This is a genomic window from Enterobacter sp. Tr-810 (assembly GCF_011752765.1).
Classification (GTDB): Bacteria; Pseudomonadota; Gammaproteobacteria; order Enterobacterales; family Enterobacteriaceae; genus Enterobacter; species Enterobacter soli.
Genome location: NZ_VWWW01000002.1, coordinates 59,826 through 81,137 on the forward strand (window position 1 = coordinate 59,826; position 21,312 = coordinate 81,137).

17 protein-coding genes and 1 pseudogene are annotated in these 21,312 nt (G+C 57.0%); all 18 read right to left on the reverse strand.

Annotation, left to right across the window (positions count from 1 at the left end; all coding sequences use genetic code 11):
* Positions 1-7: 7 nt before the first annotated feature.
* Positions 8-463, reverse strand: a complete 456-nt coding sequence (gene tssE / locus F3J30_RS06815; protein WP_014070089.1) for a type VI secretion system baseplate subunit TssE — start codon at positions 461-463, stop codon at positions 8-10.
* Positions 463-1,008 carry a type VI secretion system lipoprotein TssJ gene (gene tssJ, locus F3J30_RS06820; RefSeq protein WP_166716754.1) on the reverse strand — a complete coding sequence of 182 codons (546 nt, stop codon included), beginning with the start codon at positions 1,006-1,008 and terminating at the stop codon, positions 463-465. The genes tssE and tssJ overlap by 1 nt, the downstream gene beginning before the upstream one ends.
* Positions 986-2,071 carry a type VI secretion system baseplate subunit TssG gene (gene tssG / locus F3J30_RS06825; RefSeq protein WP_166716755.1) on the reverse strand — a complete coding sequence of 362 codons (1,086 nt, stop codon included), beginning with the start codon at positions 2,069-2,071 and terminating at the stop codon, positions 986-988. Before tssG ends, tssJ begins: the two co-directional genes overlap by 23 nt.
* Positions 2,035-3,789, reverse strand: a complete 1,755-nt coding sequence (gene tssF, locus F3J30_RS06830) for a type VI secretion system baseplate subunit TssF (protein WP_166716756.1) — start codon at positions 3,787-3,789, stop codon at positions 2,035-2,037. The genes tssG and tssF overlap by 37 nt, the downstream gene beginning before the upstream one ends.
* A 43-nt stretch (positions 3,790-3,832) precedes the next feature.
* Positions 3,833-5,434, reverse strand: coding sequence for a type VI secretion system protein TssA (gene tssA / locus F3J30_RS06835; protein ID WP_166716757.1), 1,602 nt, complete (start codon positions 5,432-5,434; stop codon positions 3,833-3,835).
* Entirely contained in the window at positions 5,434-8,871 is a 3,438-nt protein-coding gene (locus F3J30_RS06840; protein WP_166716758.1) for an ImcF-related family protein, read from the reverse strand. Before F3J30_RS06840 ends, tssA begins: the two co-directional genes overlap by 1 nt.
* The gene (locus tag F3J30_RS06845) at positions 8,855-9,994 is read right to left on the reverse strand and encodes a hypothetical protein (protein WP_348771114.1); all 1,140 of its coding nucleotides are present in this window, start codon (positions 9,992-9,994) and stop codon (positions 8,855-8,857) included. The genes F3J30_RS06840 and F3J30_RS06845 overlap by 17 nt, the downstream gene beginning before the upstream one ends.
* Positions 9,991-10,248, reverse strand: a complete 258-nt coding sequence (locus F3J30_RS06850) for a PAAR domain-containing protein (protein WP_014070082.1) — start codon at positions 10,246-10,248, stop codon at positions 9,991-9,993. Before F3J30_RS06850 ends, F3J30_RS06845 begins: the two co-directional genes overlap by 4 nt.
* Positions 10,249-10,266: 18 nt before the next feature.
* Positions 10,267-12,717, reverse strand: a complete 2,451-nt coding sequence (locus F3J30_RS06855; protein WP_166716759.1) for a DUF2235 domain-containing protein — start codon at positions 12,715-12,717, stop codon at positions 10,267-10,269.
* On the reverse strand, positions 12,705-13,238 hold the full coding sequence (locus F3J30_RS06860) for a DUF3304 domain-containing protein (RefSeq protein WP_166716760.1): 534 nt from the start codon (positions 13,236-13,238) through the stop codon (positions 12,705-12,707). The genes F3J30_RS06855 and F3J30_RS06860 overlap by 13 nt, the downstream gene beginning before the upstream one ends.
* A 96-nt stretch (positions 13,239-13,334) precedes the next feature.
* Positions 13,335-13,484 (reverse strand): hypothetical protein, encoded by a 150-nt coding sequence (locus F3J30_RS06865; RefSeq protein WP_166716761.1) that lies wholly within the window; start codon positions 13,482-13,484, stop codon positions 13,335-13,337.
* On the reverse strand, positions 13,472-14,005 hold the full coding sequence (locus tag F3J30_RS06870) for a DUF3304 domain-containing protein (protein WP_166716762.1): 534 nt from the start codon (positions 14,003-14,005) through the stop codon (positions 13,472-13,474). Before F3J30_RS06870 ends, F3J30_RS06865 begins: the two co-directional genes overlap by 13 nt.
* Positions 14,006-14,101: 96 nt before the next feature.
* The gene (locus F3J30_RS06875) at positions 14,102-14,251 is read right to left on the reverse strand and encodes a hypothetical protein (RefSeq protein ID WP_166716763.1); all 150 of its coding nucleotides are present in this window, start codon (positions 14,249-14,251) and stop codon (positions 14,102-14,104) included.
* A pseudogene (locus tag F3J30_RS06880) lies at positions 14,239-14,771 on the reverse strand (DUF3304 domain-containing protein). Before F3J30_RS06880 ends, F3J30_RS06875 begins: the two are co-directional and overlap by 13 nt.
* Before the next feature lie 57 nt (positions 14,772-14,828).
* Positions 14,829-15,614, reverse strand: a complete 786-nt coding sequence (locus F3J30_RS06885; protein ID WP_166716764.1) for a DUF4123 domain-containing protein — start codon at positions 15,612-15,614, stop codon at positions 14,829-14,831.
* Entirely contained in the window at positions 15,615-17,993 is a 2,379-nt protein-coding gene (gene vgrG / locus F3J30_RS06890; protein ID WP_166716765.1) for a type VI secretion system tip protein VgrG, read from the reverse strand.
* Positions 17,990-20,644 carry a type VI secretion system ATPase TssH gene (tssH, locus tag F3J30_RS06895; RefSeq protein WP_166716766.1) on the reverse strand — a complete coding sequence of 885 codons (2,655 nt, stop codon included), beginning with the start codon at positions 20,642-20,644 and terminating at the stop codon, positions 17,990-17,992. Before tssH ends, vgrG begins: the two co-directional genes overlap by 4 nt.
* 173 nt (positions 20,645-20,817) lie before the next feature.
* Positions 20,818-21,309, reverse strand: coding sequence for a type VI secretion system effector Hcp (hcp, locus tag F3J30_RS06900; RefSeq protein ID WP_166716767.1), 492 nt, complete (start codon positions 21,307-21,309; stop codon positions 20,818-20,820).
* Positions 21,310-21,312 lie beyond the last annotated feature (3 nt).

Genomic DNA, 21,312 nt, shown 5'->3' on the forward strand with positions numbered 1-21,312 from the left:
TCTGACCTCACAGACGGGTAGTCGTGTCTAGATACTGCTGTTGCCTGAGATGCCTCAACAGGACACGTCCTTCGGGCATAAACTCGGTGCCGTAACGCACAAGGCCAATCCCCTTAAGCTCAGCATCAATGGCATAACGCAGCTCGCCCGGGACACTCTGCTCCAGCAGGACAACGGCTATTTTTTTCAGTCGCGGCTCATATCTGAGCAGAACAGCCGACAACGTGCCCATTAACTCATGGGCGGTACCTGGCATACCCTGAAGGATTTTGGTCATATCCGGTAGCCCGAAGTCCGGCAGATGCGCCAGCGTACCGGCGCGGCAGTTGAGGATACGTTGCATGTTATCGAGTACGGACAGAATCACCTGGTTCTGTTCGCTGACCTGATGGAGAGCAAGGCCGCCGGTGAAGTTGCCGGTCAGCATTTCATACAGTGAAGGTGTGTTATGTCTCTGGGGCATCAGTCGTCCTTGAGCGGTTGCAGCGTCAGATGATTGTTACCGGCTTCCAGAATGCGCGGCGTATCCGGGTCAAGGTCTTCGCGCCCTATCACCAGCTTCCAGGTGTTGTTGACCATATCCGGGTGACGGAACAGCCCCACCACTGCCACAAACTGTGCATCGGCCTCCATCGGCATATTCAGGTTCGCATCACCACCCGGCTTCACCACCACATCACGGCTCGCCAGCAGGTCAGCTTTCAGAATGGTCTCCCCATCTTTCAGCAACTGCGGGTAGACCGTTTTGTCGAAGGTTTTGCGGTCTTTCAGCTGATAGATTCGAATCATTACCGGCTCAGACAGTGAATGACTCTCGCGGGAATCGGTGTTTAGCGCTTCACGCGCCGTGAAGTCCAGGTGCAGCACCTTAATCTTTTTGTAGAACACGGCGTTAAATGCCGATTTAGTGCCATCGGTGATGCCCTGCGTCACCCCGCACCCCACCAGGCTGAATGCCAGCAGGGGTAACAGCCAGCGCGCTGTTTTAGTTAAACTTGTACGTAACACGTCGGTTTCCTTGTTGTGGTGTCGCAGGCTCCAGCCCGGCGTAGTAACCCAATTCGGTGGTAAAGGTCTGTGGAATATCCTCGGGGAGGTCTTCGTCTTCTGCGCCCAGCACACCATTCATGCCGAGCCAGAAAGGACCGTCACCAAGCGGCGGAGCGGCCAGCAGGCGGGTTCGGGCGGTCAGGGTGATTTTGGCCTTGAATCGCCAACCGAGGTAGACCCGTAGCATCACCAGAAAGTCCTGATAAAGCAGGCTATCCGGTTTCCAGCCCTGTGATTCCTGCTCGTTATCGGTGAACAGGGCAATCAGCAACTGGCTGTTGGCATCCATTGCTTCGTCACCCAGTGGCGTATTGCCGTCCAGCAGGAAATCATCGTCACCGTAAAAACCCAGAGGTCGACTGACCTCCACCGGACGCAGACAGTAAGGACTGACCCTGACGGTGGTCTCTGGGGCCAGCAGACTCACCAGGGCCTGCATCCCCTCCTGGGTTTTCCCGGGCTGCTGTAGCACACCCAGCAGCGACAGAAAGCGCGACACCGGTGTGGCAATATGGTTTGCCGTACCGGGAATACCCAGCCCCACCAGGCCAAGCAGTGACTGTGAAATGCTATCGGTGCCGCCGGGTTCAAACGTAGCCGGATAAGAGTATTTACGCCAGATGCGGTAAAACTGCGTCAGGATGCGGTGGCTGAAGATATCGAGGAAACTCTGCAACGCCTCGTGCCCTTCCCGGCGCTGGGTGATGTCGTCGAGATAGGCTGTCGGCAGCGGCGAATCCACGCCGTACATCCCCATAAAGGTGGTGCGTACTACCGGCGGCTTGCCGTCATCCTCTTCGTCATATTCCACCGCTTTCAGCTCGCTCGCCGGAAAGCCCATCCCGGGGTGCGGTGCAAAGCGCACCGGGTCGTCACCAGGATGGCTAGTTGAGCCCATCAGCGGCCGGTTCGGATTCAGTTTCTCCAGCAGCTGGCAGAAACGGTAAAAGTTTATCCGGTTAAGATCAGCTTCCAGCCGCGGGGTCAGCCGGGAATACGGCGATTGTGCTTCTCTTCCCATTCCAGGCGTTCTCCGGTCGGTTGCAGGATGATAATCAGGCGGTTAAACAGATAGATATCGGTGTACAGCGCAAAGAAGCGACTCAGCATTTCACCAAACAGGCAGATATCCCCACGTCCGGCAAAGCCGTGACTATCGAGCGTCACCTCAATCTGCACGCCGCGCACCAGGTAACCCTGCTCAAAGCGCTCGGTTTCGCTGTGCTTTACGTCGATAATCGCTTCCAGACGGCGGCGGTTCATCTCGCTATCAGTCCACTCATACAGCGCCAGGGTGCCTCGAAGCACGTCAGCGTTGTCCATCATCGACAGAAAACTGCTGCCAAGGTGGCTCAGCACGCGCCAGTGGAAGCGATCCTGATCCGGCGGGTAACAGGGCAATGTCGGTGCACAAAGGTTGCGCACGGCAATACTGGCTGAGGTCGTTTTCATCACCGTATCCAGCACTGTGCTTTGTAGCGCGCGACGTGGCAGCTGGCCGTTAGTGCCGGTGAGCATCAGCGACAGGCTTTCATTTTCCGGTACCGTGTGGTTATCAAAGGCTTCTCCACCAAGGATAAGCCAGGTGTTATGCAGCCCGGATGGACCCCGTCGCACGCGGGTGTGGTAGTAATATTCCGGGGCCTCATGGCGCATCATTCCACCCTTGTGGCGGAAGCTCGAGAACGGCACGTAGGTATGCTGGCTTGATGACATTACCGAATCGACCGCATATATCTCGGTATGGCCATCCTGCACCCGCATCGGGCGCAATATGTATTCGGTTTGCAGGGAGTTGAGCGTCAGCGGGTCAGATTCCAGCGGGAACAGGTTAATTACCGGCACGCAGTTCAGGCGCAGATGCTTTTCGGTAAAGCTGAAGTCATGCTCCCAGCGATCCGCCAGTACCACGTCGATTTCAAACCAGGGGAGCTCAGCCGGGAAGTCCACGCTCTCCAGGCCACGCAGGCCCGTAAACATGAACTTCTCGCGGAAGGTGAAATACTCCAGCAGCAGCTGATAGCCGCTAAAGCTGCTGCTTACCTTCGGCCACAGGTCATCGTCATCGCCAAATCCCAGCGCAGTGAAATATCCGTCGAGCGGCCTTCTGTCCGTGTCACCCGGCATACGCAGCCAAAGGCGCGCAGTGTTCATGGTAAAGGCTTCATGCATGGCGCAGGCCAGCGGCGCGTCGGCATTGAAGTAGAACGGGATTTGACTGAGATCGACACGACTCCAGTCGGCAAGGTGGCTGCAGTTAAACCGCAGGCTGATAACCGAACGCCCGTCAGAGTCAGTCGACAGGCGAGCGTGTTCCAGCGACAGCGGCTGAAGAGTGATCTCTTTGGTGGTGGTGTAGCGGCAACGCGTGCCCTTCTCCCCTATCGGACGCGAGTTCACCTCAAAGCCTTTGACGATACGCATCTGCTCTTTCATTTCGCGCCAGTCAGGGGTGAATTCCACCACCGACATCGACGGAATGGTGCGCAGGTAATGCGGCCACAGTAAGCTCACCAGCCCTTCGGTCAGTTCCGGGAGGTCGTCGTCAAGCTTCTCCCGCAGGCGACCCATCAGGAAAGCAAAGCCTTCGAACAGGCGCTCTACGTACGGGTCGCGCGCCCCCGCTTTATCGAGATTGAGCATTGCCGCCTGCTCGGGGTGAGCGCGGGCGAACTCTTCGCCAGCTTCCAGCAGGTATCGCATTTCTGCGTCGTAGTAACGCAGGGTTAAGTCGTCCATAAAAAACCTGAATATATGAATTTTAAAAGTAGGCCAGGCGTTTTTACCCGCACAGCACCGCACTGCTTGCCGGGTCGAGCGCAATCAGACCGGCCAGAAGCTGGTCCATCTCCGGCTGAAGGCGTGATTTATCGGTTTCACTGCGTGTTGCTTTCATACGCAGTAGTCTGAGGCGACGGGATTTCACTTCAAATAACAGCGCCGGTGTCCACTGCGTGAGGGTGATGGACTGTGCAGCGCTATCGAGCGCCCCCAGCAAATGCAGCGCCAGCTCATTCTTACCTTTCTGCTCGGCCACGCGGGCCATCAGCAGACGCAGCAGCCATTTTTCTTTTGTGGAGTCGGTGCCCGGACGCGTCTGCAGCCATTGGAGTGTGGCATCCAGACCTTCGCTGTCTGCTTTCTCCAGCGCTTCAGCTTCAAGCGCCAGAATATCGTTGTCACCCGTGCTGATAGCGCTGACAGGTTCATCGCGCCAGCCGGACATATCGTCCAGCACGCTCAGGTTTATCCAGTTCAGCGTGACCTCATCGGCAAACGGCGTCCCGTCGTTAAAAGCCAGGGTTTCAAGCCCGTGGAGGCGGAGCAGCAGTCCTTTCAGGTCAGCTGTGATGATGTCGGCCAGCACATCCTGCCCTGACTTCATCAGAGCCTGGTGGGTATACCACTGCAAATCCAGCCAGAGGTGATTAGCGCCGCGCGAGAAGGTATTGTCCACCTGCTCCAGGATCTCCAGCCAGCTCTGTTGCAGGTACAGGCGTTTGAGCATCGCCCGCTGGTCAGCCCGCGGTGGTTCGATGCGCGTTTTCCCCTCTGCATCCGGTGCCGGAATAGCGCTCAGGGTGTCATGCCGCAGGCTTTTCATCAGCCGGTGCGCCGCAAGCCAGCCACCGGGTTGCTCACGCAGGTACCCCGTCAGGGTGCGAGCCTGAGCCAGCAAATCCTGACCGGAGGTAATGCGGCTCAGAACCGGCGCGTCCTGCTCTGTCGTGTGAGATGGCTGCTGAGTACGTGTCTGATTGCTGGCGTTCTGTGGTACCACGGCATCCACGCCCCCGCCTTTCATCAGGCGAGACTCAAGAGCGATGTACAGGGCATTCAGCTCCGCCCGTGACGCTTCAGGCTCTGTCTCCAGGCTGTCAGAAATGAGCAGTAGCGCCCCGGTGGTACGCTGCGCATCCTCGCGTACGACCTCCGGGTACAGTGACAAACTGTCCAGGACGCGGGTACCGCCGAGCCATTCCAGCGCGGCCTTGCGGCTGCGGTCCCGCTGCGGGTGAAGCTGCATGCCGTAGCGCTGCAGTAATCCCGCCAGCAGTTCAAGCCCTTCGGCAAAGCCGGCTTCGCCATCCTGGTGGAGACGCGCCCAGCAGTAGTAGGTAGCAATCCGGATGTCTTTTGCCGTGGTGGTCAGCAGTTTTTCGGCAAGCGTACAGATCAGTCCGGTATCAATGCCGGAGAGCTTATTGACCTCTTCGCGGATGCGCTGAAAATCATCGTCATATCCTGGGTCTTCCCCGGTCGGACTGGCAGCGCTTACCGGAGTAAGCCAGGGCTGCCAGTTATCCGTGCGCGTCTGCGCCTGTTCCCGAAGCTGAGCATTGTCAGCCTGACAGGCGGCAACCAAATTCTGCAGTGTGCTCATTACTCGACTCCCTCCATGTCATTGTTTTCCGTATTAGCCATCAGCGCCTGAGCGGTGGCCGCGCTGTCGACACTGAAAATTTGATCCGGCAGCGTAAAACCACGCAGATCCAGCAGCGCGAGCGGACCTTTTCCAAGCTGTGAACGCAGTATCCACTGCAGGGTACGACCATCCGGAGCAGTGAAGCTCATCATCCACTGGCTGCGGTCAAGCTGCTGTCGCTTGCCCTGATCCAGCCAGCGAATAAAGCCCCAGGTGCCGCTGTAATCGCCGAACAGGCGCGCGCCCGCGCTGGTTGAAGTCCAGGTAAGCATGGTGCCCGGCTTATAGGTATCCCCCGGCCAGCGGAAGGACTGCCAGTCAGCCATCTGGTTGAAATAATGTAGCTGCTGTCCGTCAATCGTCAGTTGGGTTTCCACCACCTGTGCTGCCGGGCGGGCCTGTAACTCGAAGCTAATCCCCTGGCTGCCGTCGGTGAAGAGGATGTCGGACAGCTGACTCAGTTGGTTAACCGCCCGCAGGAAGACCGGGTTGAACGTGAGACCCTGGCTGTGGGCGCTATCCGGCACCCACTGGCTGCCCTCTTTGTGCAACACACCGTTTAACTCCGTGGTCAGGAACCTGTCGATGCGCCCACTATCCTTACGAATAAACTCTGCCAACATGGGTAAAGAGGCATCGCTTTTGCTTGCCGCGAACGGGAAGCGACCGTCAAAGGCCGTACGCCAGTTCGCCACCACCGAGCGACTCCAGCGGTCATTTAGGCTGGCCGCAGAGGGCTGTAAAACCGTTTCCCAGGCCTGGGTCAGCGGCTGTACGAACATCGTGCGGCCAAATCCGCTCCACTCTTCACCGAGGCTTGCCGCCACCAGGCTGCCGTACTGCTGAGTATCGGTCAGATCGACGCTCTTGCCCTGAAACACGGTCTGGGCGAGAGTCTGCATCATCTCCTGTGGATCAGAAGCACTTGCCACCTGCTGCAGGCGTAAACGCACGCGGGTGATGCGGGTCAGGTAGGTTTGCAGACTCAGCGAGCTATCCGCAGACATAACGCTGCTGGCTTTGTTTTTACCCATCAACGTCAGCAACGGACCGAAGGTGTCATCCAACGGCCCCTGCGGCCCGGCGGCGGTTTGATCGATAGCGGGCTTGTCTTTGCTGCCGATAAGATCTTTTGCCGACTTGATGAGCGAATCAGACAGCCCTTCCGTCTGCTGCCCGGTCTGCCCCTGCCACGCCAGGGTGTTCATCAGGGCAATCATCGGCGACTGGCGCACGTCGCTCATCAGCGTCAGCTGGTCGGTCACGTCCGCAATATTCTGCACCGGGTTCCACTGCAGGCTGTTGAGGACGTTCAGCCAGCTTCCGGCAAAATCGATGAAATAGCGCTGGGTCAGGCGGGCTTTCAATGCGTCCGGCGAGAGGTCAGCAGAAATGGCTTTGCGGCTGTCGCTCAGCACCCAGTCAATTTCATCGCGGCGGGAGTTTGCAGCCTTTTCGATAGCCTGCTGAATGCCGCCTTCCCAGGCCTGACGGGTGAACATCCCCGGTACCACTTCATCTGTGGTGAACAGGCGGCGGGCGTCAGTACCGCTGGTCATGTCCTCTAGTGATACATCGGCAAAGTTACGGCGCACCGATTTAAGCATGTTTTCATACAGCGTGCTTTCCGCGTTTCGGCGGCCTATCTGCTGCAACAGCACCTGACGACTCTGGCTGACCAGTTGCGCATCAGGCGTAATTTTCCACTGCGGCTGTTTTGGTAATTCTGAGATATAGAACGCCCATAAATCCGGCGACAGGCTCTGCCACAGGCCAGTTGAGATGCCCATGCGCGTCGGCTGTACGGTTTTCAGGGTTTGAGCGTAAAACGCGCCGTCGACTTTATCCGGGCGGGCCATCATCAGCCAGGCCTTCAGCTGTTCATAGCCGGGTTTCGCAAGCTGAGCGCGACGATCACTGTTCGGTTCTGAATTAGCCAGCGCATGGAGTTTTTGAGTCAGCGCAGCATTAGCCGGATCGCGGATCAGGCGATTGTTTGCCACGCCGTACCACGGCAGCATCGCGTCGAGCAGTTGTTGATTATGATCAAGCCCAAAACGCTGATACCAGGGGGTGCCCTTCTGAATATGGTTTTGCAAGCGACCGGCGTCGTTTCGCAGATCGTGCAGCGCCGTCAGCTGGTAATCGGAGACCGAAGCATGATCCACTAAATCATGCGCTTTACTTGCCACAAAGGAAATCTGGCTGTAGTTCAGGATAAAGGAAAGCAGCATGCCCGCGCCCCAGATGCCGATCGCCCCCATTAGCCCCCAAGCCAGCATCTGTTCCCAGGCCATACCGACACGATGACCACGTACGCGAGTGCAGTCGTCAACGATACCCTGCCAGGCCACCGGCAGAGTCAGAGCATGGAGCTGAGATTCCGGAACATATTTCTCAGCGCTGGATGTTCCCCCTGACGTATCAGCAGGTTTATTCTCCGGCAAACTGAACATCAGGCCGCGCAGCGGAACGCGCTGTTGGGAAACAGAAAGCCATGGCAGAAGTTGCTGAACCCAGCGGGCGATGCCGCCGTCTTTCAGGTGCTGACTCAGACGCAGCAGGAAGTCGTGGCTGTTGTTCTCTGCGACCTGACTCACCCCCTGCGTCCGCAGGGTCGGCAGCATAATTTCAAGCTGGCGGGTAATATCGTCAGGCTTAGCACGCAGCGGGAAAGTAGCCCCCACCGCCTGTTCAGTACGTTTTGCCTGCGGCCAGTCGCTGTCGCACAACTGCCACAAATAAACCGGGACGGAATAACGCAGCAGCTCGCTGATTTTTTCCAGGCTGCGCAGATCGCTATCACTCATCTGCGGCGTAATACTCTGTCCTTCGCCTATTACGCGCACGATGCCGTCCAGAGGACGACCACGTCGCAGCTTGCACAGGGCGGTATATTTTTTTTCGTCGGGTTCAGCGGTCAGGCTGCCGCCATAAATCAAGACCGTGCGGTTACCTTCCAGCCACTGACGGGCTTGTAGGTTGGGCACCAGCTGAGCGATGGCGTTCTCATCGCCTGTAACTAACAGCAGACGGACTTTACGTCGCCAGAAGAGGTTATAGCGGCGACGGAGATGGCTGCTAATGTCCGCCTTGAGCGGCAGCGGGTGCGTCCTTTTCTTTTTGACCGGTCTGGAAGATGCCTCTCCCATCACTTTATCCCGAATCATTAAATGAAAAGCGATAAACCCTAGCACCAGTAAGCAGAGCGACACTCCCCAGACAACAAAACAGGCCGTCATGATTCGACGTATCACGTCCCATTCTGTGGAGAGATCCTCCCCCCAATACCACCACAGCAACCCACCTGCCAGCACAAGCAGCGTGACAGTAGCAACAAACAACACCGCCGTGGCAAGCACAGAAAATTCAGCGGGTTTATTTTCCTTCACCATAAGGTTTAATAATTCCAAGTGCGAGAGTGTGTAGAGGATCTTTGGCTATCCAGCCGCAGGGTTCTTGATAATTTTTTGCGTAAAGGGCCGCCAGAACCAACGCGATGAGCATTTCCATATCGCCGGGGTTCCCCCAGTTGAGGTCCTGAACGTGATGGGTCACATTCCAGCCACTTTGCGCCAGGGCGGGGAGCGCTGGCTGTGAAAACAACATACAGGCGTCAGGCGGCTTTTCGAGTTCGCTTTGCTGTTCCGCTCGCTCGCAGACTGCGGTTAAAACCTCTTTCCCGGCGATATCGTAAACCTCTCCCCGGGTGAGGCTGACCAGCCCTTTCCGCGCGACCAGACACAGTGCAGCAGACTCACCGGCAGGCTGCGCAGAATCAAACGAGGCCGCTATCGAATGACACCCGGCGACCAGAATGGCCTCTGTTTCAGGGAGCGTTTGCGCCGTTGCGGCAAGTACAGACAGCGTCTCTTCGCCTTGCCATGTCTCCGGTTTTTCAGGAAGTGCTACGCCCGGAAATGAAACCTGCATTTGGGTACAGAATGCACGCCAGGCATCCAGAGAACCCTGCCAGTAGCAGCGCCATAAGTGTGGGAGAGAGGCATCTGCGCGTTGCGTCTGCCATTGCAGCACCAGCATTTTTGCCAGCAAAGCCTCGCGTTCAGCCACCGTATCGACCAGCGTTCGACCGATACGCAGCGCTTTCCCGCTCGACTCATTTTTTATCTCAGGAACACGATGCTCCCGTTTTAGCAGCCGCAACCAGTGCGGCGTATCGGTTCCGGCCGGTCCCAGCAGTACCATTTCACTGAGCGCGAAGCGGTGTTGATGCTGCTGCCACCAGGCCTGCTGCCGCTGTTCAATCAATTGTTCATAATACCGGGCGTTATGTGCCGAAGCCCGGTAATACAGCAGGCGTAGTAACCAGAGCACGCCCATCAGAACCACCGCGCCAGCCATTCCTTTTATCACCAGCCCGGCACCGCTCCCGGCAGGATGAAGCAGCGCGCCGCCGCCCCCACACAACAACACCATCAGCGCACCCGCTGACAGCCATCGTTTGCCATCAGGAGGACGCGCAACCCGGTAGGGTGGATACTCCGGTAACGGCCTCACAGCTCAATGCCGCAATCGGGAAAGGAACTCACCAGCGTGCAGCCACAGGCACAACGGTGGCCGTGCAGCGCCACTGGCTGTCCGTCCACTTCCGATAACGAACTGCCTTCGCTGATGACCGTCATGCCATGTTTATTGCACTTCACCGCATCGCCTTTGCAGGCAATCCCTTTCCCGAAGCAAAGATAATGCCCGCCCAGCACTTTCCCGCCGTACTCCCGCAGGGTATCGCCCTCGCGTATCACTGCTTTCATCCTTCATCCCTCCCTGAATCAGGCCGTTACGGTCGCCTTAAGATTTTCCGCCCAGTTGGACTCAATTATCGATTTTGCCAGCGCCAGCCTCTGCTCGCTGATGACCTGCGTTTGCTGTGCAACCACCGTGCCTGGCTCCATCGTTGGCGCCTGCAGCTGTGCGGCATTAGGCAACATCGGCAGCGGTTTGCCGGAAAGCAGATCGATGGCCTGTGTTTCGAGATAAACGGCCCCCACGGTACCGGCAAGCCCCGCGAGTTTGCCCTTCGCGCTTTTCTGTTTGATGATAACGGCCGCGCCTGCGGCAAGGGTCGCGACCCCCACCACCGCCCCGGCAATCATCAACGGCGTCATTGGCTTACTGCTGCAGTTGCCGAAATAGATCATCCGGTAGAGGAAATAGCTCCCCCAGGGTTCGCGGGAGCCGAAGGCGTTGTGCATAAACCACGCGCGGGAGTCATGGACCTGATCGTCAAACAGCGCCCGCACCAGCCCGGCAGGCTGCGTGGCGTTGCTCGCTTCGCCGGCCGCCGGGAAAAGCACTTCTTTGCGATCGTCTCCGGCGGTTTTTATTTTCAGCCACTCGCCGTACTCATTGTCGTTATTCAGCAGGAAGATGGCGTTACTCATTGAATCAACAGCAGTAAACAGCCAGTTACCGGTACCCGACCGGGAGAGGCCGCTGTAATCTTCCCTGAACTCCTCGGCGGCCTGGCGCAACTGGGTTTGCCCCAGCGCGGCGTCGAAATCCTTCGGCCCCGGCGGGAGCATCAGGAATCCCTCTTCAGGTTTATGTTCGGCAATTTTTTTCTTGCGCTCTTTCTCGACATCCTCCTGCAAAGCGTCTCTGTCTTCCTCAGCCTTCTTCCTGACCAGTGGATCGCTGTCTTTATCCAGCCCGTTTGCCGCCGAATCAACATAGAAGCGCTGGGTCTTGTAAGTTCCCCCTGCATAGCGTTTGATACGCCACGCGGTGATCCAGCCCAGTTGATTTTCAAGGGCTTTTTCCAGACTGACCGGCGCGCGCGGCGGATCGTATTTTGCGGCTTGTTCCGGGGGGATGGGTTTATCTAGAGCTGTCTGACCGAGGGTTATTTTGCGCCAGGCGTTGAAACGACTGGAAAGAACCTCATCGATAAAAAACTCTTTACCTACGCTCAAAGGCATTTTCCTCCAATCGTCACTTTTTAATTCACTTGGCAAAGAATCTTCTGGGACTTTTAATGGTGCTCCAGCCTGGAACGCCGATGAATACATATCGTGTAAAGCAATCTGTGATAATAAAAAACCGTCATCTTCAGCATTCGCCTTTCCCTGATCCCCTGGCGGGTAGCCTCCCCCAAGATCCGAGTGCATTCCCGGATAAACCACCTCCAGGCTATTCGCCGGATAGTGACCATCCGGGCGGCGGATCGAATCCAGCGGGAAGCACAGCCGTTGCTCGTGGGAAGAAACCAGATGGATGCACTTTTTAATCAACCCGCCGTAGATCTTCTCTGCCGGCAGCTCCTGGGTTCCGTCCGCCCAGCCCATATGCCCTTCCGCCACCGGGGCGATATGCGCTACCCCTACCGAGGCCACCGTATCCAGCAGACCAAGAAACTCCACGCTGAGCGGAATTTTCAGCCCGCCCACCGCCAGACACTGCTCGGGCTTGTCCTTTCCCTCTTCAGGCTTTGGCAACAGCTCACTAAGCCAACGGACAAAGGCCCGCGCCGCCGCTGCCCCGCGCGAAAAGCCGTACACGTAAAGCTTGACACTTAACAGCTTCGGCTTTCCAGGATCAACAGGCACCAGGGCCTTTTGCAGGTTTGGTATCATATCCTTTAGCAGGCTCTGGAAGGTTTCAAAACGGTTAGCGCTGCCGGTCAGCCCAAAAGACGCCATAGAGGTCGCCATTTTGTCCACCGCCGTCCAGCTTTCGTCGTCCGACAGCGTATCCAGGCCCATCGTTCGCTTCAGAGCATCGATAATCCGCAGCAGCCCCCAGTTGATTCTGTCCTCCCCGTGGGTTGCTGCCGCCAGCCCCATCATGCTGAAATCCAGATCGTTCACCTCGGGGAAAGGTGTCCCAACGCCAGGAACATAATATTTGTAGTACTTGTCATCACCGCTGCCGCTGGCATCCAACAGCTCTGCTGTTTTATTCGCCAGTCCCCCGGCATAGCCCTGCCCGATAGTGGCGCGAAACAGACGGGCAATATTAGTGGGATGCTTTATTTTAGAAATATACAAGTCGTGATTGAGGTTATTGCCGGTGCCGTCAAAAAACAGGCTGATATGCAACGTTTTACAACAAGGGGGCTCCACGCGTCGCCCGGCGGCCAGGCACAGTTCCTGCCGGTAGGCCAGCTCGTGGTTGTCCTGCTGCGCGCAGTTTGTGCCAACCAGCGCAGCCTGAGTGGGTAAACGCCCCTGAGCCGGAAATGCCGGCGGGAACCACGCCAGATCGGTGATTATTTCGGACATACTTTTGGCTCCGGCATCTGCAGCGGCTCATTGATTGGATAACCCGGCCGGCCAGGGCTCACACAGCTGGTGGTCACTTTCACCTCATCACAGGGCATAAAGTGCACCGTGATCCCGCAGGTTTTTTGCCCCGTATAGTCCGGTACTGGTACCACCGTGCTGTGTTGCCGATTATTAGCACTCATTTTTTTTTCCCAGGCCCGATACTTAGCTGTATCCGCAAACCCAGGAAAACCTTTCATTGAGGCTTCTCCACTTTCCCAGTCCACCCTTACAGTCAAACCCGGTCGCCATTTCGCTGGCACACCATAGCAGCAGCCACCACCCCCGCCCTGATACGGCCCGATAGCATCAATACCCGACTGGCCGTCGACGCTGAAATGGTTGATCGCCCACTTGGTGTGGTTGATGGCGACAATAACCCCGCCACCGCCACTTCGGGTTTCAGCCTTCGCCGTCGGCTGGCTACAGCCCGCCAGCAGCAGGGCACCCAGTACCACGAGGTAATGTCGTATTTTCATTTTGCATTCCTTTTATGAATTAACAGGTTACGTCCACCTTGCTTAGCCATGACTTTTCGGGATGGCATGGCTAAGCATTACTGAAAGGAAAAAACGTCAAACGGTGATTAGCTCCTGCCGGTAGGCCAGCTCGTGGCTGTCTTGCTGCGCGCAGCTTGCGCCAGCCAGCGCAGCCTGGGTGGGTAAACGCCCCTGAGCCGGGAACGCCGGCGGGAACCATGCCAGATCGGTGATTATTTCGGACATACTTTTGGCTCCGGCATCTTAAGAGGCTCTTTAATCGGGTGTTCAGGATGGCCATAGTTGGCACAACTGGTCGTCACTTTCACCTCATCACAGGGCAGAAAATGCACCGTGATCCCGCAGATTTCCTGTCCCGTATAGTCCGGCACCGGTACCACCGCGCTGTGCTGCTTATTTTGGACCTGCATATCTTTTTTCCATTTTTTGAACTTCTCTCTATCTGCAAAACCTGGAAAACCCTTCGAGCCACCCACTCCTGTCTCCCAGTCGACCCTTACCGTCATTCCGGGCCGCCATTTCGCCGGCACGCCATAGCAGCAGCCGCCGCCGCCGCCCTGCCAGGGACCAATAGCATCAATCCCCGACTGACCGTCGACGCTGAAATGATTGATTGCCCATTTGGTGTGGTTGATGGCGACAATAACCCCGCCACCGCCACTTCGGGTTTCAGCCTTCGCCGTCGGCTGGCTACAGCCCGCCAGCAGCATGGCACCCAGTACCACGAGGTAATGTCGTATTTTCATTTTACATTCCTTTTATGAATTAACAGGTTACGTCCGCCTTGCTTAGCAATGACTTTTCGGGATGGCATGGCTAAGCATTACTGAAAGGAAAAAACGTTAAACGGTGATTAGCGCCTGCCGGTAGGCCAGCTCGTGGCTGTCCTGCTGCGCGCAGTTTGTTCCAACCAGCGCAGCCTGGGTGGGTAAACGCCCCTGAGCCGGAAACGCCGGCGGGAACCACGCCAGATCGGTGATTATTTCGGACATACTTTTGGCTCCGGCATCTGCAGCGGCTCATTGATTGGATAACCCGGCCGGCCGGGGCTCACGCAGCTGGTGGTCACTTTCACGTCATCACAGGGCATAAAGTGCACCGTGATCCCGCAGGTTTTTTGCCCCGTATAGTCCGGCACCGGTACCACCGCGCTGTGCTGCCGATTCTGAGCCTTTATTTTTTTTTCCAGGCAAGATATTTATCCCAATTTTCATAACCGGGGAAATCCATTGAGTATCCCACACCAGTTTCCCAGTCCACCCTTACAGCCAAATCCGGCCGCCATTTCGCCGGCACACCATAGCAGCAGCCACCACCCCCGCCCTGATACGGCCCGATAATATCAATCCCCGACTGACCGTCGACGCTGAAATGATTGATTGCCCATTTGGTGTGGTTGATGGCGACAATAACCCCGCCACCGCCACTTTGGGTTTCAGCCTTCGCCGTCGGCTGACTACAGCCCGCCAGCAGCAGAGCGCCCAGTGCCACGAGGTAATGTCGTATTTTCATTTTGCATTCCTTGTATGGCTGCTCCTCCCGAAGGCGAGCAGCCTCATGATCCCACTTTCAGGCTTCTGCTGAAGACTGTCCGATCAGGGTCCCAATCACCCAATCCTCGCGCTCTTTATCCACTATCATCCCTTTGGCGGTGGCGGAAAGCATACCGTTGAAGCAGGCAGTAAACCGTTCATCCTGCGAGATAAATCCAGCATCAGGAACATCCCGGTGGCGAAGCATCAGCTTGACATCGCAGATGCACATCAGGGCTTCAAACTGGCTATCACATAAAGCGATGTTCTGACACTTCTCGTTGATTGCGGGCTGTGCACCCTGCCCCATCAGCAATCCCGGCTTCTCGTCAAGATCCAGCCAGCTCCAGAACAGTGCCGGACGCTGCAGCTGGGCCTGCTGATCCAGCTCCAGAATATGAGAAAAGAGGTAAGGGAAAATACGGGCATCAAAGTATCTGAACAGCCCTGCACGTCCCTCATGTGTCGCATCGGTGCAGGCAGTTAACCATTCAGCCAGCGTAGCGAAAGGCCAGGGAGAACAGAGCACCAACAGCGGGGCTGTCTTTTGTACTTTCTGAGCCAGCTCAATAAACCACTGCTTCTGCAGAGGATCGTTTAAAGCGATCCTGATCAACAGCGGAGACTCTTCAGGCAGGGCATCTTCCGGCAAGCCCTGATAGAGAGACTGCCATACCAGAGGTGGTGAAAAATCACTCAGCACAGGGATGACGGTAAAATCGATACCACACTGGTCGAGAATAAAATCAAGGTGAGTCATTTTTATATCAGCGCAGGTTTGCTGAAGAAGATTCACCCAGTCAGTGATATGGGTCGTGTTCACTTATGCCCCCCTTGGCACAAAGCCCTGTGCCAGCCGCTGCGCCTTTTTCAGACACTCTTTGCATACTGACGAAGGCAATTCTGGCAGCGGATAATCCTCACTCGCCGGGCCCTGTAATTTGTGCTGCCCTTTCAGGCTTAACAGGCCTGGGCCATGCACGTTGATTTCGCCCTGTGGTGTGAGCTTGATGTAAGCGCCACCGCAGGCAAGCGTGATCCCATTCTTTGCCGTCAGTTGCAGGTGCCCTTGGGTAGACTGCACCGTGACATCCTTCATTGATGTGAGCGACAGCGTATCCGCGTGAGATTCCACCGCCAGCGGGCCTTTGGCAGAGACCAGGCGAATGCCTTCCTGATGCGCCATCACCGAAATGGCCTGTTTGGCATTGACCGAATAGCGCTGTGCCGTGTTGAGATTAACTTCACCCAGGCTTTGCAGGTACAGACCTTTCCCTGTATGCACCACTGCCGTTTCCGGTGTGACGGCGGCAATACCTTTCGGCGCAGACATCAACAAAGTCGGTTCTTTGAGTTCGCTGGCTCCTGAAACAAGCGCCTGAAGGGGTTGTGTATCCGGTGCAAAGTTTTGGTGGGTCCTTGCAAGCTCCTCCCATTCTGCAACCTGATTTACCGCACCTTTCAACAGGCTAATCGCTTGCTCCATCGCCAGAACGTTGCCCTGCGCCTTCGCCTGCCCATCCGCACTGATGAACAACCCTTTCTGTGCCCGAATCGCGCCCCAACTGTCCGTGCGCAGTTCGAAGCCCTCACCGCGCTTCTGTTTCTCGCTGTCGACCAGATGCCCGAGATTCAGCTGGCTCTTGCCGCCGTACTCCGTGCTGACCTTGATGTGCTCCTGGCCACGGCTATCATCGAGGCGGATTTTGTTGTTCGCAGGCGTCCGCAGGACGTTGCGCTTGTAGTTCTGAATAGTGACGTGGTCGCCGTGGGCCGAGTCGTGCAGCACACCGGAGATGTACGGCCTGTCCGGATTACCATCCTCAAACCCAATCGCCACTTCGGTACCCGCCAGCAGCGGCAGGTGCAGGCCATACGTGTCACCGGCGTACGGTCGGGACTGCCGCACCCACAGGCTTTCGAACCCGGTCTCCCAGTTATCACGGTCGAACAGCATGTTGACGCGGTAGCGGCCGTCTTTATCGATATGCCCGTAGGTATCGTTTTCAGTAGTGCTGGTGACGCGCGCGGGCAGCGTGCCTGCCATCACCGGGCGTGAGCCTGGCTCCGGACGAAAACTAAAATCAGTGCTGTCCGGTATCCCCTCAAAATGCACACCAAAATCTTCATCACGCCTTGCGTGAGTGTGCATGCGGGTAATAACAACACCCTGACTGAACACCTCTGCCACTTCATAGCCGCCGGTGACTTTCAACTGCATCCCCGGGGCCAGCGTCGGACAGCTGGTGATGGCCTGCGCCTTCGTCTGGCCATTCAGGTAGCGCTCATGACGAACGCGCGCATAAAACGCACCGGACTCCGGGGCTGGGTTGCGGTCATACGCACTTCCCTGTATCAGATAGTTATCCGCATAGTGATAAGCATCGCCGTAGGTGGTGATATCCCCACTGGTTGCGTCCACCAGGGTGTTCATGTCATCCGTCGCCTGCCGGTAGTTATAGTCACGGGTGCTAACCTGCTTCTGCACCACATTGTGGTGGCACTCCATGCCCCAGACTGAATCCACACCCTTTGAATGCTGGCCGGACGGCGGCACAGATGGCAGGGTCAGACCTTTCTCGTAACCCTGCTGACTGTCGTAAAACTCCACCACGTCGATGTTCAGACGTGTGTCGGTGGTAAAGCGGAACCAGATACCGACTTCACCCAGCAGGCGGGTAATAAAGTGCAGGTCGTCCTCGCCGTACTGCATCACCTGCTCTCGGCGCGGGTACTCTTTTGCAAGCGAGAACAGAAAATCCTGGCCGCGCATACTGTGGCGCTCGCGCAGAATTTTTTCCACGATTTGTGGGACCGATATGTCCTGATAAATGGCGTTCTGGTGCGAACGGTCAAGCAGCGCCAGGCGGGGCTGCAGCGTCAGCGCGTAATGAGTTTCATCCTTTGAGGTGTTGAGACGTTCAAAGCCACTCACCACCCCCTGAAGAGTACGCACAGCCTGCTGAATTTTGATGCCGTAACCCTGATCAACCGGAGCCTGCAACGTCAGGGAGGCCGCCTTCATCAGCATCATCTCTTTGCTGATGGCATGGTCAGAGCTTGTGAATTCGATACGGTAGCTGAACGGCGTGCTCAGGGCTTCATCGCCTTCAAACGCCAGTACATCGAGTTCTGCTTCACATCCCTTCACCGACAGCTGGTGATGGTTGTGACTGAATCTGATCGGGAGATGACTGCTCATACGTGCACTCCTTGTGTACGGTCAAACTCCAGCCCGATACCCTCTTCCTCACTCCAGCGAAGGCATAGCGACTGTGGTTTCTGTCTGGCGGCCATATGGGTCAGCAGCTGCTGGCTCAGCACCGGCAGAATTTGTTGATTAAGCAGACTGTCAACGTTGCGTGCGCCGGTATCCGGCAGCAGGCAGGCGGCGGTCAGCGCGTCATACAGGCTTTCATCAATTGTGGTGGTGAGACCGTAGTGACGGTGCAGGCGTTTGCTGACCTGTGACAGCTTCATTTCGACAATAGTGCGCATAGCCGCTTCCGCCAGCGGGCGGTAAATCACGGTCTGGAAGCGGGCCAGCAGTGCCGGCTGGAAGTGGTCGCGTAAAATCGGGCGCAGCAGTTCATGCAGGTCGCCTTCAGTGGCTTCAGGTTGTTCATCCAGCAGCTGCATCAGGGGGTCGCTGCCGAGGTTGGAGGTCATCAGGATAACGGTGTTGCGAAAGTCGATTTCGCGCCCTTCGCCGTCACGCATAAAGCCGCGGTCGAAAACCTGGTAGAACAGGTTCATCACGTCGCGGTGCGCCTTTTCTACTTCATCCAGCAGCACCACGCTGTACGGACGCTTACGCACCGCTTCGGTAAGAATGCCGCCCTGACCGTAACCGACGTAGCCCGGAGGCGAGCCTTTCAGCTGGGAAACGGTGTGCGGCTCCTGGTACTCGGACAGGTTAATGGTAATCAGCGATTTTTCACCGCCGTACAGCACGTCCGCCAGCGCCAGCGCTGTTTCGGTCTTACCTACACCACTCGGACCGACAAGCAGGAACACGCCCTGCGGCCCGTTTTCGGAAGTGAGGCCGGTTTTCGCCGCGCGAAGACGCTGGGCGATGGCCTCAAGGGAAACATCCTGCCCGACCACACGTTTGCCAATTTCATTTTCCAGGATCAGCAGTTCGGTCTGTTCATCTTTCATCAGCGAAGACAGCGGCACGCCGGTCCAGTCGGCGATAACATTCGCGACCGTACGGGTGTCCACATCCGCCTGAACCAGCACGTCGCCCTGTTGTGCCTGTTCGAGTTGCTGCTGCAGCTCGGAAATCTCAGCCTGCTGGCTGATGTCCTGGCGGCTGGCCATCAGCTGCTGTACCAGCGCCTTTTCGTGGCTGAAACGCGCTTCCTGCTCCTCGATACGCGCTTCAAGTTCGGTCCGCTGCTGCTCAATGGCCCCAAGGCGATCACCATGGCGGTTGCTGCCAGCGGCGATATCTTCGAGTAACGCCTGCTCTTCCAGTGCCAGTGCGGTCAGTTGTGCTTTCAGGCGCACAATTTGTTCTGGCACCGTATCGAGACTCATACGCACACGTGCGGCCGCGGTATCCAGCAGGTCAACGGCCTTGTCAGGCAGCTGGCGACCCGTCAGGTAACGACGGGACAGCGTAACGGCCGCACGCACCGCATCGTCAGTGATGTGTACGTTGTGGTGTTCGGCATAGCGGGATTTGAGGCCACGCAGCATCAGGCACGCTGTGTCATCATCCGGCTCGTCCACCTTCACCATCTGGAAGCGACGTTCCAGCGCGGCATCGCGCTCGAAATACTGTTTGTACTCGCTCCAGGTGGTCGCGGCAATGGTGCGCAGCTCACCGCGTGCAAGTGCTGGTTTCAGCAGGTTGGCCGCATCCGCGCCGCCCGCCTGGTTACCTGCACCAATAATGGTGTGGGCTTCGTCGATAAACAGCAGAATCGGCACCGGTGACTGCTGCACCGCGTCGATAACGTTTTTGAGGCGCTGCTCGAACTCGCCTTTCACCCCTGCGCCAGCCTGCAACAAGCCGAGATCAAGGGTGCGCAGGATGACCGGTTTGAGGGACTCAGGCACATTGCCCTCGGCAATACGCAGCGCCAGCCCTTCGACCAGCGCGGTTTTACCGACGCCTGGCTCACCGACCAGGATTGGGTTGTTCTTTCGACGGCGCGAGAGAATATCCACCATCTGGCGGATTTCGGTATCACGGCCGAACACAGGATCAATCTTGCCCTCTTTCGCTTTGGCGGTGACATCGAGGGTGAATTTATCCAGCGCGTTCTGTAGCGCCGGGTTCAGTTCGCCCTCTTTCAGCTCTGCACCAACCGGACGGCCAACAAACTCCACCTCACTGCCGTGAACCTGGGCCAGTTCAGCCTCAAATTGCAGCTCCGGGCGTTCATCAGACTGTGCATCCAGCAGCGGGCGTAGTCGGGAAAGCTGACTCATCCCGAGCGTCAACAGTGGCCACAGCCCGTCGCAGTGAGCAAGTCGTGGGTTTTCCGTCAGCGCCATCAGCAGGTGCTGGCTTCGGATACTTTCCTCTCCGGCAAGTGAGGCTTGCATCCAGGCTTCCTGCATCAGTTTCTGAATATCTGCGGACAGTTGCGGGCGGCTGCGTACCGAACGCGGTTGATTATCCAGCCAGCCGAGCAACGCCTGCCACAACGCGTCCATATCCCACTCGTAGCGACGTGCCAGTACCGTCAGGTCACCTTCCCCCTGTTCGAGCAACTTCAGCAGCCAGTGCTCCGGCAAAATTTCCGCATGGGCACGGGTCTGGCAGAGCGAAGCTGCCCCTTCCATCGCACGGGCACAGTAAGGGTTCAGACGTCGCAACAGGATGGCTGGATTTTCCATGAATCTCTCTCTTTGTCGGTTCCTGGACACGCTACCGCCCATCGCTGTTTCCCGGAATGGGGTCCAAAGCGCATAAGGTCGGGCTGGCAGTTTGTGGGTTTCTTTGCTGAAAGCCCGTTTCAGACAGGCACTCAGCAAAAAACTGCGGACAGGAAACCCCGTCCGCATCGGGCTTACGCGGTGGCGCGTTCGTTCCAGGAATCGGAATGAATGATGTTGCCGTCTTTGTAGGTCCAGGTGATTTTTTCGTAGCGCAGTTCAATGCGCTCAAGGTGGTTGTGCTTCTCGTAAGAAGGATCCTTAATGTCGTGCATCACCGGATTCACTTTCACCACTTTCACGTTTTCCAGTTTGGTGTTGAAGTACTCCACTTCCTGGCCCGCGTCGTTGATTTTGTACCACTTGAACTCCGCAGACTTGAGGGTCTGACCGGTGGTCACCGCCTTGTACAGGTACGGGCTGGACGAGTCGATTTCCTTGGTGAACAGGAACGGGGTGTGGATACGGGTACCGGTCAGCTTGCCGGTGTTGTTATCGGTCGGGATGTACAGGTTATGCTGCTGTGCAACCACTTCGATGCTGCCTTCGCGATCCTGAACGTCCACAGACCCTTTAATGTCCGCGCCGCCGTCGTCTTTCAGCCAAAGATAAACAGGAATTGCCATGGA

What these genes read in the sequence shown, in the direction of transcription:
- F3J30_RS06860 (WP_166716760.1), bottom strand. Translation starts at nt 13,238, where the DNA reads ATGAAAATACGACATTACCTCGTGGTACTGGGTGCCCTGCTGCTGGCG.
- tssF (WP_166716756.1), bottom strand. Translation starts at nt 3,789, where the DNA reads ATGGACGACTTAACCCTGCGTTACTACGACGCAGAAATGCGATACCTG.
- tssG (WP_166716755.1), bottom strand. Translation starts at nt 2,071, where the DNA reads ATGGGAAGAGAAGCACAATCGCCGTATTCCCGGCTGACCCCGCGGCTG.
- F3J30_RS06865 (WP_166716761.1), bottom strand. Translation starts at nt 13,484, where the DNA reads ATGTCCGAAATAATCACCGATCTGGCATGGTTCCCGCCGGCGTTCCCG.
- vgrG (WP_166716765.1), bottom strand. Translation starts at nt 17,993, where the DNA reads ATGAGCAGTCATCTCCCGATCAGATTCAGTCACAACCATCACCAGCTG.
- tssH (WP_166716766.1), bottom strand. Translation starts at nt 20,644, where the DNA reads ATGGAAAATCCAGCCATCCTGTTGCGACGTCTGAACCCTTACTGTGCC.
- F3J30_RS06875 (WP_166716763.1), bottom strand. Translation starts at nt 14,251, where the DNA reads ATGTCCGAAATAATCACCGATCTGGCGTGGTTCCCGCCGGCGTTTCCG.
- F3J30_RS06855 (WP_166716759.1), bottom strand. Translation starts at nt 12,717, where the DNA reads ATGTCCGAAATAATCACCGATCTGGCGTGGTTCCCGCCGGCATTTCCG.
- tssA (WP_166716757.1), bottom strand. Translation starts at nt 5,434, where the DNA reads ATGAGCACACTGCAGAATTTGGTTGCCGCCTGTCAGGCTGACAATGCT.
- F3J30_RS06840 (WP_166716758.1), bottom strand. Translation starts at nt 8,871, where the DNA reads ATGGTGAAGGAAAATAAACCCGCTGAATTTTCTGTGCTTGCCACGGCG.
- F3J30_RS06870 (WP_166716762.1), bottom strand. Translation starts at nt 14,005, where the DNA reads ATGAAAATACGACATTACCTCGTGGTACTGGGTGCCATGCTGCTGGCG.
- tssE (WP_014070089.1), bottom strand. Translation starts at nt 463, where the DNA reads ATGCCCCAGAGACATAACACACCTTCACTGTATGAAATGCTGACCGGC.
- F3J30_RS06850 (WP_014070082.1), bottom strand. Translation starts at nt 10,248, where the DNA reads ATGAAAGCAGTGATACGCGAGGGCGATACCCTGCGGGAGTACGGCGGG.
- hcp (WP_166716767.1), bottom strand. Translation starts at nt 21,309, where the DNA reads ATGGCAATTCCTGTTTATCTTTGGCTGAAAGACGACGGCGGCGCGGAC.